At 69.2% G+C, this 14,289-nt stretch carries 16 protein-coding genes and 1 tRNA gene; 11 read left to right on the forward strand and 6 right to left on the reverse strand.

Going from position 1 to position 14,289, the window contains the following annotated elements:
- Nucleotides 1–1,845, reverse strand: coding sequence for a dihydroxy-acid dehydratase (gene ilvD, locus K0O62_RS14255; protein WP_073854957.1), 1,845 nt, complete (start codon nt 1,843–1,845; stop codon nt 1–3).
- A 78-nt stretch (nt 1,846–1,923) separates the two neighbouring features.
- Between ilvD and K0O62_RS14260 the strand changes: the two genes are divergently transcribed.
- Entirely contained in the window at nt 1,924–2,757 is an 834-nt protein-coding gene (locus tag K0O62_RS14260; RefSeq protein WP_073854959.1) for a helix-turn-helix transcriptional regulator, read from the forward strand.
- 15 nt (nt 2,758–2,772) lie between these two features.
- On the opposite strand, the gene K0O62_RS14265 is transcribed toward K0O62_RS14260, so the two are convergent.
- A tRNA-Leu gene (locus tag K0O62_RS14265) sits at nt 2,773–2,858 on the reverse strand.
- 118 nt (nt 2,859–2,976) lie between these two features.
- Between K0O62_RS14265 and K0O62_RS14270 the strand changes: the two genes are divergently transcribed.
- Nucleotides 2,977–4,323, forward strand: a complete 1,347-nt coding sequence (locus K0O62_RS14270) for a M20/M25/M40 family metallo-hydrolase (protein WP_073854961.1) — start codon at nt 2,977–2,979, stop codon at nt 4,321–4,323.
- 9 nt (nt 4,324–4,332) lie between these two features.
- Nucleotides 4,333–4,857 carry a YbhB/YbcL family Raf kinase inhibitor-like protein gene (locus tag K0O62_RS14275; protein WP_073854963.1) on the forward strand — a complete coding sequence of 175 codons (525 nt, stop codon included), beginning with the start codon at nt 4,333–4,335 and terminating at the stop codon, nt 4,855–4,857.
- Nucleotides 4,858–4,873: 16 nt separating this feature from the next.
- Here K0O62_RS14275 and K0O62_RS14280 read toward each other — a convergent pair whose 3' ends face one another.
- Genes K0O62_RS14280 through K0O62_RS14290 form a run of 3 tightly spaced genes read right to left on the reverse strand, consistent with a single transcriptional unit; the run spans nt 4,874 to nt 7,174 of the window.
- Entirely contained in the window at nt 4,874–5,935 is a 1,062-nt protein-coding gene (locus K0O62_RS14280) for a quinone-dependent dihydroorotate dehydrogenase (RefSeq protein WP_073855305.1), read from the reverse strand.
- Nucleotides 5,935–6,177, reverse strand: a complete 243-nt coding sequence (locus K0O62_RS14285; protein WP_073854965.1) for a DUF5703 family protein — start codon at nt 6,175–6,177, stop codon at nt 5,935–5,937. The genes K0O62_RS14280 and K0O62_RS14285 overlap by 1 nt, the downstream gene beginning before the upstream one ends.
- Nucleotides 6,178–6,187: 10 nt before the next feature.
- Nucleotides 6,188–7,174, reverse strand: a complete 987-nt coding sequence (locus K0O62_RS14290) for a YncE family protein (RefSeq protein WP_073854967.1) — start codon at nt 7,172–7,174, stop codon at nt 6,188–6,190.
- A 137-nt stretch (nt 7,175–7,311) separates the two neighbouring features.
- Here K0O62_RS14290 and K0O62_RS14295 point away from each other — a divergent pair, with 137 nt between their 5' ends.
- The 5 genes from K0O62_RS14295 (at nt 7,312) to K0O62_RS14315 (ending at nt 10,697) form a co-directional block, all read left to right on the forward strand.
- Nucleotides 7,312–7,623 carry a hypothetical protein gene (locus tag K0O62_RS14295; RefSeq protein ID WP_073854969.1) on the forward strand — a complete coding sequence of 104 codons (312 nt, stop codon included), beginning with the start codon at nt 7,312–7,314 and terminating at the stop codon, nt 7,621–7,623.
- Nucleotides 7,624–7,668: 45 nt separating this feature from the next.
- Nucleotides 7,669–8,499 (forward strand): undecaprenyl-diphosphate phosphatase, encoded by an 831-nt coding sequence (locus tag K0O62_RS14300; protein WP_073854971.1) that lies wholly within the window; start codon nt 7,669–7,671, stop codon nt 8,497–8,499.
- Between the two features lie 64 nt (nt 8,500–8,563).
- Nucleotides 8,564–9,259, forward strand: a complete 696-nt coding sequence (locus tag K0O62_RS14305) for a histidine phosphatase family protein (protein ID WP_073854973.1) — start codon at nt 8,564–8,566, stop codon at nt 9,257–9,259.
- Between the two features lie 33 nt (nt 9,260–9,292).
- Nucleotides 9,293–9,883 carry an Rv2134c family protein gene (locus tag K0O62_RS14310; protein ID WP_073854975.1) on the forward strand — a complete coding sequence of 197 codons (591 nt, stop codon included), beginning with the start codon at nt 9,293–9,295 and terminating at the stop codon, nt 9,881–9,883.
- On the forward strand, nt 9,867–10,697 hold the full coding sequence (locus tag K0O62_RS14315) for an Rv2133c family protein (protein ID WP_073854977.1): 831 nt from the start codon (nt 9,867–9,869) through the stop codon (nt 10,695–10,697). The genes K0O62_RS14310 and K0O62_RS14315 overlap by 17 nt, the downstream gene beginning before the upstream one ends.
- Nucleotides 10,698–10,701: 4 nt before the next feature.
- Here the strand turns inward: K0O62_RS14315 and K0O62_RS14320 are convergent, their stop codons facing one another.
- Entirely contained in the window at nt 10,702–11,109 is a 408-nt protein-coding gene (locus tag K0O62_RS14320) for a DUF2628 domain-containing protein (protein WP_073854979.1), read from the reverse strand.
- Nucleotides 11,110–11,274: 165 nt separating this feature from the next.
- On the opposite strand from K0O62_RS14320, the gene K0O62_RS14325 reads away from it, so the two are divergent.
- The 3 genes from K0O62_RS14325 to K0O62_RS14335 all read left to right on the forward strand — a co-directional run bounded on the left by K0O62_RS14325 (nt 11,275) and on the right by K0O62_RS14335 (nt 14,288).
- Nucleotides 11,275–12,006, forward strand: coding sequence for a 3'(2'),5'-bisphosphate nucleotidase CysQ (locus tag K0O62_RS14325; protein WP_073855306.1), 732 nt, complete (start codon nt 11,275–11,277; stop codon nt 12,004–12,006).
- Nucleotides 12,007–12,125: 119 nt separating this feature from the next.
- On the forward strand, nt 12,126–13,364 hold the full coding sequence (gene mshC / locus K0O62_RS14330; protein ID WP_073854981.1) for a cysteine--1-D-myo-inosityl 2-amino-2-deoxy-alpha-D-glucopyranoside ligase: 1,239 nt from the start codon (nt 12,126–12,128) through the stop codon (nt 13,362–13,364).
- A gap of 42 nt (nt 13,365–13,406) precedes the next feature.
- Nucleotides 13,407–14,288: an SDR family oxidoreductase gene (locus K0O62_RS14335; protein ID WP_073854983.1), complete on the forward strand. Its 882-nt coding sequence runs from the start codon at nt 13,407–13,409 to the stop codon at nt 14,286–14,288.
- The last annotated feature ends 1 nt before the right edge of the window (nt 14,289 follow it).

The following is a 14,289-nucleotide window of genomic DNA, read 5'->3' on the forward strand; positions in this document are numbered from 1 at the left end:
CTACACCGCGTCGATATCGCGGGCGGCGCCCTTGTCGGCCGACAGCGCCAGGGCCGCATAGGCGCGCAGGGCGGCCGACACGGTGCGCTGACGATCCTTCGGGCGGTAGCCGCCGGAGGCCTCCAACGCCGCGCGGCGGCGGTCGAGTTCCTCGTCGGGCACGTCGACCTGGATGCTGCGGTGCGGGATGTCGATGGTGATCAGATCGCCGTCCTGCACCAGGGCGATGGTGCCGCCCGCGGCTGCCTCGGGGGAGACGTGGCCGATCGACAGGCCCGATGTGCCGCCGGAGAACCGGCCGTCGGTGATCAACGCACACTGGGCGCCGAGCCCGCGGCCCTTCAGATATGCCGTGGGATAGAGCATTTCCTGCATACCGGGCCCACCCTTGGGGCCCTCGTAGCGGATCACCACGACGTCGCCGGGCTGCACCCGCTTGTTGAGGATGGCGTCCACCGCATCCTCCTGGGATTCCAGCACCACGGCCGGGCCGGAGAACTTCCAGATGGATTCGTCGACGCCCGCGGTCTTGACGATGCAGCCGTCCACCGACAGGTTGCCGCGCAGCACCGCCAGACCACCGTCGGCGGAGTAGGCGTTGGCCATGTCCCGGATGCAGCCGTTCTCGGCGTCGGTGTCCAGGCTCTCCCACCGCTCGGACTGGGAGAACGCCGAGGCCGAACGCACACAGCCCGGTGCGGCGTGGAACAGTTCGACCGCCTCGTCGGTGGCCGATCCACCGCGAATGTCCCAGTCGCGCAGCCACTGTGCCAGCGAACCGGTGTGCACGGTCTGCACGGTCTCGTGCAGGTGCCCGCCGCGCCACAACTCGCCGAGGATCGCCGGGATGCCGCCGGCCCGGTGCACGTCCTCCATCAGGTAGTGGCCGTTGGGGGCGACCTTGCACAGGCAGGGGACCATCTGGCTGCGCTTCTCGATGTCCTCGAGGGTGTAGTCCAGTTCGGCCTCGCGCGCGGCGGCCAGCAGGTGCAGCACCGTGTTGGTGGACCCGCCCATCGCGATGTCCAGGGCCATCGCGTTGTCGAACGCCTCACGGGTGGCGATGGCCCGCGGCAGCACGCTTGCATCGTCGTGGTCGTAGTAGCGACGCACGATGTCCATCACGGTGGCACCGGCCTTCTCGTAGAGGGCGCGGCGCGCGGTGTGGGTGGCCAACACCGACCCGTTGCCGGGCAGGGCCAGGCCCAGCGCCTCGGTGAGACAGTTCATCGAGTTCGCGGTGAACATGCCCGAGCACGACCCGCAGGTGGGGCAGGCGGCCTCTTCGATACGGGCGATGTCGTCATCGGAGACCTCGGTGTTGACGGCGTCGGCGATGGCGGACACCAGGTTCAACCGGGTCTTCACGGTGCCGTCGACCAGCATGGCGGTGCCGCCCTCCATCGGCCCGCCCGAGACGAACACGGTGGGGATGTTCAGGCGCAGCGCGGCCATCAGCATGCCGGGGGTGATCTTGTCGCAGTTGGAGATACACACCAGCGCGTCGGCGCAGTGCGCATTGACCATGTACTCCACCGAGTCGGCGATCAGCTCGCGCGACGGCAGCGAGTACAGCATGCCGCCGTGGCCCATGGCGATGCCGTCGTCGACGGCGATGGTGTTGAACTCGCGCGGCACGCCACCGGCGGCCGAGATCGCCTCGGACACGATCCGGCCGACGGGCTGCAGGTGGGTATGACCGGGGACGAACTCGGTGAAGCTGTTGGCCACCGCCACGATCGGCTTGCCGATGTCGGAGCCGGCGACGCCGGCGGCGCGCAGCAACGAGCGCGCCCCTGCCATGTTGCGACCGTGGGTGACCGTGCGAGACCTGAGTTCAGCCATAACACACAGCGTGCCGTTCCGGGCACCTACGTGGGAAGACGGTGTTGATACTAGTACTGGCACTACTACCCTGAGGGAGTGGACAAGAAGAGTCGCCAGCGCGCGGTGCTGGGGGAGTTCCTGCGGGCCCGGCGCGAGGCCGCCCCGCGCGCCGAACTGGGGTTCCCGGCGGTGCCCCGGATGCGTACGGCCGGGCTGCGCCGGGAGGAGGTCGCGGTGCTGTCCGGGGTGAGTGCCACCTGGTACACCTGGCTGGAGCAGGGCCGCGACATCAATCCTTCCAAACAGGTGCTCGACGCGGTGGGCCGCGCGCTGCGGCTCTCACCCGCCGAACACGACTACGTGCTTGCCCTCGGCGGCTACACCGCGGACTCGGCCGCCACCGTGGACGCCGGACCGCCGCCGCCGCACATCCAGCGGTTCCTCGACGCGCTGGCCGGATATCCGGCGTTCGCCATCGGACCGACCTGGACCATCGTCGCCTGGAATCGGGCGTACGCGGCGCTGTACCCCAACGTCGAGACGATCGCGGCCGCCGACCGCAATCTGCTGGCGCTGGTGTTCCTGGATCCCGCCATCCGGGAGTTGTTGCCGGACTGGGAGATCGACAGCCAGCGGTTCCTGGCGGAGTTCCGGGCCGAGGCCGGGCCGCGGGTGGGCGAGCCGTCCTACACCGCGCTGATCGACCGGCTGTTCGCCGAGAGTGAGCACTTCCGGGCGGGCTGGCAGGCCAGCAGCATCGAGCGGTTCGCCTCTCGGGAGCGCCGGTTCTTCAACGCCCGCGTCGGTGAGTTGCGGCTCGAGCATCATCAGCTGACACCCGCGGATGCACCGGATATCCAGATCGTGGCGTATCTGCCGGTGCCCGGCAGCGGGGCCGCAGAACGATTGGCAGAGTTGATCACTGGATGATCGAAAGAGAGTGTGTGTCCGAGGGGGGACTTGAACCCCCACGCCCGTTAATAGGGCACTAGCACCTCAAGCTAGCGCGTCTGCCATTCCGCCACTCGGACATTTCTCCGCGCCGTCGGCGAGGAGCGACTAAGGCTAACGGATAGGGGCGCTCAGTCCCAAACCAGCACCGTGAAGAGGTGCGTCACCTCACCCGTCGGCGGGCACGCGGTGGTACGAATGGTGACTGTGACCGTGCCTTCCGCCAGCTCCGCCGACGAGGTCGTCGACCTCGTCAGCAAGCTGATCCGATTCGACACCTCCAATACAGGTGACCCGGCGACCACCAAGGGCGAGGCCGACTGCGCGGAATGGGTGGGCGACCGACTCCGCGAGGTCGGCTACACCACCGAGTACGTCGAGGCAGGAGCACCCGGGCGAGGCAACGTGTTCGCCCGGCTGGCCGGCGCCGACCCGAACCGCGGCGCGCTGTTGATCCACGGCCACCTCGACGTCGTCCCCGCCGAACCGGCCGACTGGAGCGTGCACCCGTTCTCCGGGGCGGTCAAGGACGGCTACGTGTGGGGCCGCGGCGCGGTCGACATGAAGGACATGGTCGGCATGATGATCGCCGTCGCCCGGCACTTCAAACGCCACGGCATCGTGCCGCCGCGGGATCTGGTGTTCGCGTTCGTCTCCGACGAGGAGCACGGCGGCACCTACGGGGCGCAGTGGCTCGTCGACAACCGGCCGGACCTGTTCCACGGGGTCACCGAGGCCATCGGGGAGGTCGGCGGCTTCTCGCTGACGGTGCCGCGCCGCGACGGCGGTGAGCGCCGCCTCTACCTGATCGAAACCGCCGAGAAGGGCCTGGCCTGGATGCGGCTGACGGCGCGCGGGCGGGCCGGACACGGTTCGATGGTGCACGACGACAACGCGGTCACCGAGGTGGCCGAGGCGGTGGCCCGGCTGGGCCGGCACGAATTCCCGTTGATCCTGACCGATCCGGTCGCCCAGTTCCTCGCCGCCATCTCCGAGGAGACCGGTTACGAGTTCGACCTGGACTCACCGGACCTGGACGGCACCATCGCCAAGCTGGGCGGTATCGCCCGGATCATCGGCGCCACCCTGCGCGACACCGCGAATCCGACCATGCTCAAGGCCGGCTACAAGGCCAACGTCATCCCGGCCGTCGCGGAGGCGGTGCTGGACTGCCGGGTGCTGCCGGGCCGGCGGGCGGCCTTCGAACGGGAGGTCGACGAACTGATCGGCCCGAATGTGGTGCGCACCTGGGAGCGCGACCTGCCGTCGTATGAGACCTCGTTCGACGGTGATCTGGTGGACCAGATGAACGCCTCCCTGCTGGCGCTGGACCCGGACGCCCGCACGGTGCCCTACATGATGTCCGGCGGAACGGACGCGAAGTCGTTCCAGCGGTTGGGAATTCGGTGTTTCGGCTTCGCCCCGTTGCGGCTGCCGCCGGACCTGGATTTCGCCTCGTTGTTCCACGGCGTCGACGAACGGGTACCTGTCGACGCACTAGAGTTCGGGGCCAAGGTCCTCGAACACTTTCTCACCCACTGCTGAAAGGGCGCGATGAGCCAGTCACCGTACGACAACCTTCCGCAACTGCCGACGTTCACGCTGACGTCGGAGTCCGTCACCGACGGGCAGCCGTTGGCCAACGACCAGGTCAGCGGGATCATGGGCGCGGGCGGCAACGACGTCTCACCGCAGCTGAGCTGGTCGGGCTTCCCGGAGGAGACCCGCAGCTTCGCGGTGACGGTGTACGACCCGGACGCCCCGACCCTGTCCGGCTTCTGGCACTGGGCGGTCGCGGACCTGCCGGTCAGCGTGACCTCGCTGGCCGCCGACGCCGGTAACGGTGATCCGCTGCCCGGTGGTGCCGTCACGCTCAGCAACGATGCCGGGCTCAAGCGCTTCATCGGCGCGGCCCCGCCGGCCGGACACGGCCCGCACCGCTACTACATCGCGGTGCACGCGCTGCCGGTGGAGAGCCTGGGGCTGCCCGATGGCGCCACCCCCGCCTACCTCGGCTTCAACCTGTTCGGCCAGGCCATCGCCCGCGCGGTCATCCACGGCACCTACGAGCAGAAGTAGCTCACTGCCGAGGCGGTCAGCGCGTGGCCGCGCCGACCGCCTCGGACAGCGACGCGTAGCCGCCCTCGTGCAGCCTGCGCGCGATGCCGTCGTGAATCCGCTTGGCCCACAAGCCGCCGCCGTAGATGAACCCGGTGTAGCCCTGCAGCAGCGTCGCGCCGGAGATGATGCGTTCCCAGGCGTCATCGGCGGTCTCGATGCCGCCGACGCTGATCAACACCAGCTTGTCGCCGACCCGCGCGTAGAGCCGGCGCAGTACCTCCAGCGACCGCTCGGCGACCGGCGCGCCGGACACCCCACCGGCGCCCAGCGCCTCCACACCCGGGGTGCGCAGGCCCGCCCGCGAGATGGTGGTGTTGGTGGCCACGATGCCGGCGAGATCCAATTCGACTGCCAGATCCGCGATCTCATCGATGTCGGAATCGGACAGATCGGGGGCGATCTTGACCAGCACCGGGGCGGATGTCGCCTCCCGGACCGCGGCCAGAATCGGCCGCAGCGAGGCCACCGCCTGCAGGTCGCGCAGTCCGGGGGTGTTCGGCGAACTGACGTTGACCACCAGGTACGAGGCCAGCGGACCGACCAGGCGGGCGCTCTCGGCGTAATCCTCGACGGCGAGTTCGGGCGGCGTCACCTTGGTCTTGCCGATGTTGACCCCGATCGGCACATCGGGGGAGTGCCGGGTGAGTTGCACCGCCAGCGCCCCGGCACCGTGGTTGTTGAAGCCCATCCGGTTCAGCAGCGCACGGTCCTCGGGCAGCCGGAACAGCCGGGGCTGCGGATTACCCGGCTGGGCCTGCGCGGTCACGGTGCCGACCTCGGCGTAGCCGAATCCGAGCGAACCCCAGGCGCCCAGGCCGTGGCCGTCCTTGTCGAAACCCGCCGCCAGACCCAGTGGGCCGGGGAAGCGCACACCCCAGACGGTGCTGGCCAGTGCCGGGTCGCGGGGCGCCAACCGGGCGCGCAGCAGCCGCCGGGCGAGTCCGGTACCGGTGGCCAGACGCAGGACGGCGAACACCAGGCCGTGAATACGTTCGGGATCGACCAGGAAGAAGGCCTGGCGAAGATAGCGGTAGATCACAGGACGGGCTGCTCGCCGAGAACCGACTTCTTGCGCCGCAACAGAACCCGACGGCTGCCGTCGGTGTAGGCCCGCACCCGGGTCAGCTCCCACCCGCGGTACTGCGCTTCGATCGACAACCGCACCGACGCCGAGAGCCGGGTGACATCCGGTGGCAGCCGCAACGGCACCCAGTCGTATTCGTCGGACAGGTCACCCGCCCATCCGACCGGCATCCGTCCTCGCTGGACCGTCGTCATAACCGTCTCCTCATCGCTGCGGCGCCGCGTCGGGGATCGCCTGCACCCCGGCACCGGAACCGGACACCACGTAGAGCGTGTTCGTGGCGTCGTCGAAGGCCAGGGTGTTGGGTTGCTGCACGGTCCGATAACGCACCTTCTCCACGGGTATTCCGGTAGCGAGATCGTATCCAACGACGGTATTGGTCGCCGTCTGTGACACCCAGGCCAGATCGGCCGAGCCGGTCACCCCGTAGGGGGCATCGTGCACCGGGAAGCGCTGACGCAGGATGAGCGGCTCGGTGCCGTACACCAGCAGCGCCCCGCCGCGGGTGTCGGTGACCAGCACCCGGCCCGCCGGATCGGTGGCCATCATGGTCGCGCCCTCACCGGCGCGGAGAGCCTGCTCGGTGCCGGTCCCGTCACCGTCGATCTCGGTGACCGAGGTCTGGCCACGGTCCAGCACCACGGTCGAGTCGTCCTGCGCGACAAGGACGTCCACCCGGGCGAACTTCTTCAACTCGGCGGCGACCGTGGTGTCCGAGCCCAGCGTGTACAGCGTGCCGTCGGCGCTGCCGAGCACCAGACGGCCGTCCGCATGCCGGGCGATGGCGGTGAAGTCGGTGTCCGCCCGGCCCTCGACCTCGACCGGGGTGGCGGCCGCGGCGGCGACGTTCACCCGCAGATAGCCGCCCCGCACAGCCAGCCACACCTCACCGCTGCCGTCGCCGGTCAGCGCGGTGGCCTCGGCGGGCAGGGCGATGGTGTAGGACGTGCCGGCACTCGGCAGGACCGTGAGCACATCGGCCGGGCCGAGCACGACCAGCGAGGAGGTACTGATATCGAAGGTGGCGGCGGTACCCGGGCCGGCCAGCGGGCGCACCGCACCGTCCAATACGCCGGTGACCGGCGGAGACACCGCCGGCAATGCAACCGGAATAGTCGGTGGTGGCGAATCAGAGGGGCTCGATGAGCACCCCGATGCAACGGCGGCCACCACGGCGAATACCGCCGTCATCCGAAGGCGGAATGCGGATTTCGTGTCCAATGGCCCCGATATCTCCTGATTTCGTTGAAGCAGTGGTTCCGATTTCAAAGTTTAGGCAAACGACGCCTAATCGGACGGTTACGTCAATTCGGCGGTAAGGTTCGGCTATGACTGTCGCGCCGGGAACGGATCTGATGGCAGACGACTTCACCATCGAAGACATCTCCACGGGTGTGCACGCCAGTGGGTTCGGATCGCTCGGCGATGGTCGTAGCTTCTCCTTTCACGTCGAAGACCGGCAGTTCCTGGTCATCGAGGTGTATCGGCCCCGGCTGAGCGGACCGGTACCGCAGGACGAGGACATCGTCGCGACCGCGACCCGCCGCCTGACCGATATCGACGTCACCGATGAGCGCAGCGTAGCCGCCGCGGTCCGAGACGCGGTCGCCGGAGCCGAGCCGGTGCGCACAGCACGCTGACACGCACCCCACGGTACGGTCGTCCGCGTGATTGACGTATCCGCGATGTCCTGGCTGCAGGTCATCGTGCTGGCCGTGGTCCAGGGACTGACCGAGTTTCTCCCGGTCTCATCCTCCGGGCATCTGGCGATCGTGTCGGAGGCATTCTTCGGGGGCGATGCGGGTGCCTCCTTCACCGCGGTCGTGCAGATCGGCACCGAGATCGCGGTGCTGCTGTACTTCGCCAAGGACATCGCCCGCATCCTGACGGCCTGGTTCGGTGGACTCACCAACCCCGAGCGGCGCACCCCGGACTACTGGCTGGGCTGGTGGGTGATCATCGGCACGGTGCCGATCGGCGTGTTCGGCTTCACCCTGCAGCACTACATCCGCGACGACATCCGAAACCTGTGGGTGATCGCCACCGCGCTCATCGTCTTCTCGTTCGTCATCGCCGCCGCGGAGTACTGGGGCAAGCAGACCCGCGCCATCGAACAGTTCACCTGGCGCGACAGCCTGCTCATCGGATCCGCGCAGGCGCTCGCCCTGATCCCGGGCGTCTCCCGGTCCGGCGTCACCATCAGCGCCGGCCTTTTCCTCGGCCAGAAACGGGAGGCCGCAGCCCGATTCGGCTTCCTGCTCGCCATCCCGGCGGTGCTCGGTTCCGGACTCTACGAACTGCGCCATGTGTTCGAGCCCGGGACGACGGGGATGAGCGCCACCGGGCCACAGATCGTGGTCGGCACCCTGATCGCGTTCGTCGTCGGCTACGCCGCGGTCGCCTGGTTCCTGCGGTTCCTGGTCCGCCACAGCATGTACTGGTTCGTCGGCTACCGGCTGATCCTCGGGGTGACCGTGCTGGTACTGCTGTCCACCGGCGTACTGGCCGCGCAGTGATTCCGGGTGCGGGCCGCACAATGATTCCGGGTGCGGGCCGCACAATGATCCCCGAGAGGACCCCATGACCGTCATCCTGCTGCGGCACGGCCGCTCGACCTCGAACACCGCGCACACGCTGGCCGGGCGCTCCGAGGGTGTCGACCTCGACGCCGTGGGCCGCGAGCAGGCGCAGGCGGTGGTCGACCGGATCGGCGACCTGCCGGTCAAGGCGATCGTGCGGTCACCGCTGCTGCGGTGCGAACGCACCGTGGAGCCGCTCGCCGCGGCCCTGGGGATCCAACCGATCGTCGATGAGCGCATCTCCGAGGTGGACTACGGCACCTGGACCGGGCGCAAGATCGGCGAACTGTTCAAGGAACCGTTGTGGAAGGTGGTCCAGCAGCAGCCCAGCGCGGCGATCTTCCCCGAGGGTGAGGCCCTGGCCGGAGTGCAGGCCCGGGCGGTGGCCGCGGTCCGCGAGCACGACCGCCGGCTGGCCGCCGAACACGGCTCCGACGTGCTGTGGCTGGCGTGCACCCACGGCGACGTCATCAAAGCGGTGCTGGCCGACGCGCTGGGCACCCATCTGGATTCCTTCCAGCGCATCACCGCCGACCCGGCCTCGATGAGCGTCATCCGTTACACCGAGACCCGGCCGTTCGTGCTGCACGTCAACCACACCGGCAACGGGCTGACCGCCGGATTGGCCGCCAAACCCGGCCCCGAGGCCGGTGCTGTCCCGTCCGGGGACGCGGTGGTCGGCGGCTCCACCGACTGAGGTAGACCCGCTACCGGTATTTTGAAAGGTGCCATGGCACGCGCAATTCACGTCTTCCGAACTCCCGACCGCTTTGTGGCCGGGACTGTCGGGCAGCCCGGAAACCGCACGTTTTATCTGCAGGCGGTGCACGACAAGCGGGTGGTGTCGGTCATGCTGGAAAAGCAGCAGGTGGCAGTGCTCGCCGAACGTATCTCGGCGCTGCTGGTGGAGATCAACCGGCGCTTCGGCACCCCGATCCCGCCCGACACCGGTGAGGTCGGTGATCTGAGCCCGCTGGTGATGCCGGTGGACTCCGAGTTCCGGGTGGGCACCATGGGTTTGGGCTGGGACGCCGAGGCCCAGACCGTCGTCGTGGAACTGCTGGCCGTCTCGGACACCGAGTTCGACGCCTCGGTGGTGCTCGACGACGCCGAGGACGGCCCGGACGCGGTCCGGGTGTTCCTCAGCCCCGAATCCGCACGGGAGTTCGCCACCCGGTCGAATCGGGTGATCTCGGCCGGTCGGCCGCCGTGCCCGCTGTGCGACGAGCCGCTGGACCCCGAGGGGCACATCTGCGTGCGCCTCAACGGCTACCGGCGCAGCGCCCTGGGTGGGGCGGCAGACGATGAACCCCCCTTCTGAGCAGCAGGTACTGACCGAGGGCGAACTCACCGTCATCGGCCGTATCCGCTCCGCGAGCAACGCCACCTTCCTGTGCGAGGCACAGCTGGGGGAGCAGACGGTGCACTGCGTCTACAAACCGGTCGCCGGTGAGGCCCCGCTGTGGGATTTCCCGGACGGCACGCTGGCGGGACGGGAGCGCGCCGCCTATCTGGTGTCGGCCGCGCTGGGCTGGGACATCGTGCCGTACACCATCATTCGTGACGGACCGGCCGGCCCGGGCATGGTGCAGCGCTGGGTCGATCAACCCGGCGACGCGCTGACCGAGGATGCCGCCGAACCCGCTGACCCGGACGCCGGACCCGATCTGGTCGACCTGCTGCCTGCGGGCCGGTTACCGGCCGGCTACCTGGCGATCCTGCAGGCCTACGACTACGCCGGGGACCCGGTCACCCTGGTCCACGCCGACGACGACCGGCTGCGCCGGATGGCCGTGTTCGACGTGCTGATCAACAACGCCGACCGCAAGGGCGGGCACATCCTGACCGGGGTGGACGGACGCGTTCGCGGCGTCGACCACGGGGTGAGCCTGCACAGCGAGGACAAACTGCGCACCGTGCTCTGGGGCTGGGCCGGCAAACCCGTCGACGACGAGACGCTCGCCGCGGTGGCGGGGCTGCGCGACAAGCTCGACGGTGAGCTGGCCGAGCAACTCGGTGAGCACCTCACCGCCCGCGAGGTGGCCGCGCTGCGGGCCAGGGTCAGCGAGCTGCTGGATCATCCGGTGATGCCGACCCCGGATCGGCACCGGCCGATCCCGTGGCCGGCGTTCTAGGACGTCACATCGAGGTGCGGGGACCGAACCCCTCGAACGGATTCCACGACTGGCTGCCCCGGGCGTGCAGGTAGTAGGCGTAGTTGGCGGTGGACATGATCGCCCCGGCGAACGCGAACGTGATCACCTGGGTCAGGAACTGCGACGCATGCAGCGATGCGAGCAGTACCCCCAGCCCGAAGCCGATGCCCAGCAGCGTGGTGCCCTTGCGCCACATGCCCTTGACGTAGAAGTAGATGAAGCCGAACAGCAGCGCCCACACGTTCGACGTCAGGCGCACCTTGTCCCAGAACGGCAGGGTGCGGTAGGCGGCCTTGGCCACCGGTGACGAGTTGGGCAGGCCGTACAGATCGAAGAAGGCGAACCGGCGCTGCCAGGAGGGGGCGAGTTCGCCCGCCGCGGGTGCGGTCATGAACGGGTCGCCTTTCGAGAAAATCCGGGTTTGATCGAGCCCATCTTGAGCCATCGAGGCGCATCGTGGAGCGTTTCCCGACACGTGCCCTGCGACCCGGCCCGGCGGCCAAGCAATACTGGGTCGGTGAATTCCGCCGCGCAGACCGACGCCGACGTGGCCGCCATGGTCGCTGCCGAGGCGGGCGAACTGCTGGTGGCGTTGCGCGAGGAGGTCGGTTTCTACGACTCCTACGAGCTCGGTGACGCCGGAGACCGCCACGCCAACGTGCTGATCCTCAAACGGCTCGCCGAACTGCGCCCGGGCGATGCGGTGCTCTCCGAGGAGGCGGCCGACGACCTGTCCCGGGTGCACGCCGAGCGGGTGTGGATCGTCGACCCGGTCGACGGGACCCGGGAGTTCTCCATGCGCGGGCACGCCGACTGGGCGGTGCACATCGCGTTGTGGCAGCGCAACGGAACTTCTGAGGGCCTGATCACCGACGCCGCGGTCGCGCTGCCGGCGATCGGTGAGGTCTACCGCACCGACACGGTGACCGCCCCACCGCCGCGCCGCGAGGGACCCATCCGCATCACCGCCAGCACCTACCGGCCCCCGGCGGTGCTGTGGTGGCTGCGCGAGCATCTCGATATCGAGGTGGTCCGGATCGGTTCGGCCGGCGCGAAGGCGATGGCCGTGGTGCGCGGGGACGTCGACGCCTACATCCACGCCGGCGGGCAGTGGGAGTGGGACTCGGCGGCGCCGGCCGGGGTGGTGCAGGCCGCCGGGCTGCACGCCTCCCGGCTGGGTGGGGCGCCGCTGATCTACAACCGCCGCGACCCCTACCTGCCGGACCTGTTGATGTGCCGTACCGAGCTGGCCGACACACTGCTGCAGAGCATCCGGTCCGCGTTTTGACCCGGATCGCCGATTGCGGGAATGTATTCGGCGCCGAACTTGTCGGTTCCGGTGAGCGACAACCGGCACGACCACACCATCGAAAGGCATCGGTGACCGAACACCCTAGAGTCGACGTCATGCAGTCCTGGCCGGCGCCGACCATTCCCACGTTGCCCGGCCGGGGTGTACCGCTGCGCCTGTACGACACCGCCGACCGGCAGGTGCGCCCGGTGTCACCCGGCCAGACCGCCACCATGTACGTGTGCGGGATCACCCCGTATGACGCGACCCACCTCGGCCACGCCGCGACCTACCTGGCCTTCGACCTGGTCAACCGGGTGTGGCGGGACGGCGGACACGATGTGCACTACGTGCAGAACATCACCGACGTGGACGACCCGTTGTTCGAACGGGCCGAGCGCGACGGTATCGACTGGCGTGAGCTCGGCGACCGCGAGACGCAGCTGTTCCGGGAGGACATGACCGCGCTGCGGGTGCTGCCACCGCGCGACTACGTGGCCGCCACCGACGCGATCGCCGAGGTGATCGCGCTGGTGGAGAAGATGCTGGCGTCCGGGGCCGCGTACGTGGTCGACGATGCGCAGTACCCGGACGTGTACTTCCGCGCCGACGCCACCGAGCAGTTCGGCTACGAATCGGGTTACGACCACGACACCATGGCGCGGCTGTTCGCCGAACGCGGTGGTGACCCGGACCGCGCCGGTAAGGCCGATCCGCTCGACGCCCTGCTGTGGCGCGCGCAGCGGCCGGGCGAACCCAGCTGGCCCTCACCGTTCGGGGCCGGCCGGCCGGGCTGGCATGTGGAGTGCACGGCCATCGCCCTGGACCGCATCGGGACCGGACTGGACATCCAGGGCGGCGGGTCGGATCTCATCTTCCCGCACCACGAGTTCTCCGCCGCGCACGCCGAATGTGTCACGGGGGAGCGCCGATTCGCCCGGCACTATGTGCACGCCGGGATGATCGGCTGGGACGGGCACAAGATGAGCAAGAGCCGCGGCAACCTGGTGCTGGTGTCGCAGTTGCGCGCCGACGGGGTCGATCCGGGTGCGGTGCGGCTGGGACTGTTCGCCGGTCACTACCGCGCGGACCGGTACTGGAGCCCGGCCATCCTGGACGAGGCCGACATCCGGCTGCAGCGGTGGCGCGCCGCGACGGCGCTGCCGTCCGGACCGGATGCCACCGATGTGCTGAGCCGGGTGCGCAGCTACCTGGCCGACGACCTGGACACCCCCAAAGCGCTTGCCGCTCTTGATGGCTGGTGTACCGACGCGCTGACCTACGGCGGCGGTGACCAGTCGGCTCCAAAGCTGGTCGCCGACATCGTCGACAGTTTGCTGGGTATAGACCTTTAACCACCCACCTGCAGGAACGACACGGCGGGTACGTTGACCGCCATGAGCTCCCTGCACGGCAAGGTCGTCTTCATCACCGGTGGTGCCCGTGGGGTGGGCGCGGAGGTGGCCCGCCGGCTGCGCCGTAGGGGCGCGAAACTGGTGCTCACCGACCTGGACGCCGCGCCGCTGGCCGAGCTGGCCGCCGAGCTGGGCGGTGACGCTCACGTGCTGACCGTCCTGGCCGATGTGCGTGACCTCCCGGCCATGCAACGCGCCGCCGACGCGGCGGTGGCCCGCTTCGGTGGCATCGATGTGGTGCTGGCCAACGCCGGTATCGCCTGCTTCGGCTCCGTCCTGCAGGTCGATCCCGCCGCCTTCAAACGGGTGCAGGACGTCAACGTCGTCGGCGTCTTCAACACGGTCCGCGCCACCCTGCCGGCGGTCATCGAGCGGCGCGGCTACGTGCTGGTGGTGTCCTCGCTGGCGGCCTTCACCTCGGCCCCGGGGCTGGCGGCCTACCACGCCTCCAAGGCCGGCGCCGAGTACTTCGCCAACACCTTGCGCCTGGAGGTCGCCCACCTCGGGGTGGACGTCGGGTCCGCGCACATGAGCTGGATCGACACCCCGCTGGTGCAGGACGCCAAGGCCGACCTGGCCGCGTTCCGTGAGATGCTCGCCCGGATGCCCGGCCCGCTCAAGCGCACCACCACGGTCACCGAATGCGGTGCCGCGTTCGTCAAGGGCATCGAGCGCCGCAAGAAGCGGATCTACAGCCCGCGCTGGGTGGGGGTGTTCCGGTGGATCCGCCCGCTGGTCTCGACCCCGTTGGCCGAGCGCGACATCCGGCGGTTCACCCCCGAACTGCTGCCCGAACTCGACGCCGAGGCAACCGCCCTGGGCCGCAACACCAGCGCACGCACCGAAGCATTGGAGAAGCAGTGAC

This window comes from Mycolicibacterium diernhoferi (genome assembly GCF_019456655.1).
Lineage (GTDB): Bacteria > Actinomycetota > Actinomycetes > Mycobacteriales > Mycobacteriaceae > Mycobacterium > Mycobacterium diernhoferi.

Coding starts and splice junctions, on each gene's coding strand:
- ilvD (WP_073854957.1), bottom strand. CDS start 1,845: ATGGCTGAACTCAGGTCTCGCACGGTCACCCACGGTCGCAACATGGCA.
- K0O62_RS14270 (WP_073854961.1), top strand. CDS start 2,977: ATGGTGACTGTGACCGTGCCTTCCGCCAGCTCCGCCGACGAGGTCGTC.
- K0O62_RS14275 (WP_073854963.1), top strand. CDS start 4,333: ATGAGCCAGTCACCGTACGACAACCTTCCGCAACTGCCGACGTTCACG.
- K0O62_RS14285 (WP_073854965.1), bottom strand. CDS start 6,177: ATGACGACGGTCCAGCGAGGACGGATGCCGGTCGGATGGGCGGGTGAC.
- K0O62_RS14290 (WP_073854967.1), bottom strand. CDS start 7,174: ATGACGGCGGTATTCGCCGTGGTGGCCGCCGTTGCATCGGGGTGCTCA.
- K0O62_RS14295 (WP_073854969.1), top strand. CDS start 7,312: ATGACTGTCGCGCCGGGAACGGATCTGATGGCAGACGACTTCACCATC.
- K0O62_RS14300 (WP_073854971.1), top strand. CDS start 7,669: ATGTCCTGGCTGCAGGTCATCGTGCTGGCCGTGGTCCAGGGACTGACC.
- K0O62_RS14305 (WP_073854973.1), top strand. CDS start 8,564: ATGACCGTCATCCTGCTGCGGCACGGCCGCTCGACCTCGAACACCGCG.
- K0O62_RS14310 (WP_073854975.1), top strand. CDS start 9,293: ATGGCACGCGCAATTCACGTCTTCCGAACTCCCGACCGCTTTGTGGCC.
- K0O62_RS14315 (WP_073854977.1), top strand. CDS start 9,867: ATGAACCCCCCTTCTGAGCAGCAGGTACTGACCGAGGGCGAACTCACC.
- K0O62_RS14320 (WP_073854979.1), bottom strand. CDS start 11,109: ATGACCGCACCCGCGGCGGGCGAACTCGCCCCCTCCTGGCAGCGCCGG.
- K0O62_RS14325 (WP_073855306.1), top strand. CDS start 11,275: ATGGTCGCTGCCGAGGCGGGCGAACTGCTGGTGGCGTTGCGCGAGGAG.
- mshC (WP_073854981.1), top strand. CDS start 12,126: ATGCAGTCCTGGCCGGCGCCGACCATTCCCACGTTGCCCGGCCGGGGT.
- K0O62_RS14335 (WP_073854983.1), top strand. CDS start 13,407: ATGAGCTCCCTGCACGGCAAGGTCGTCTTCATCACCGGTGGTGCCCGT.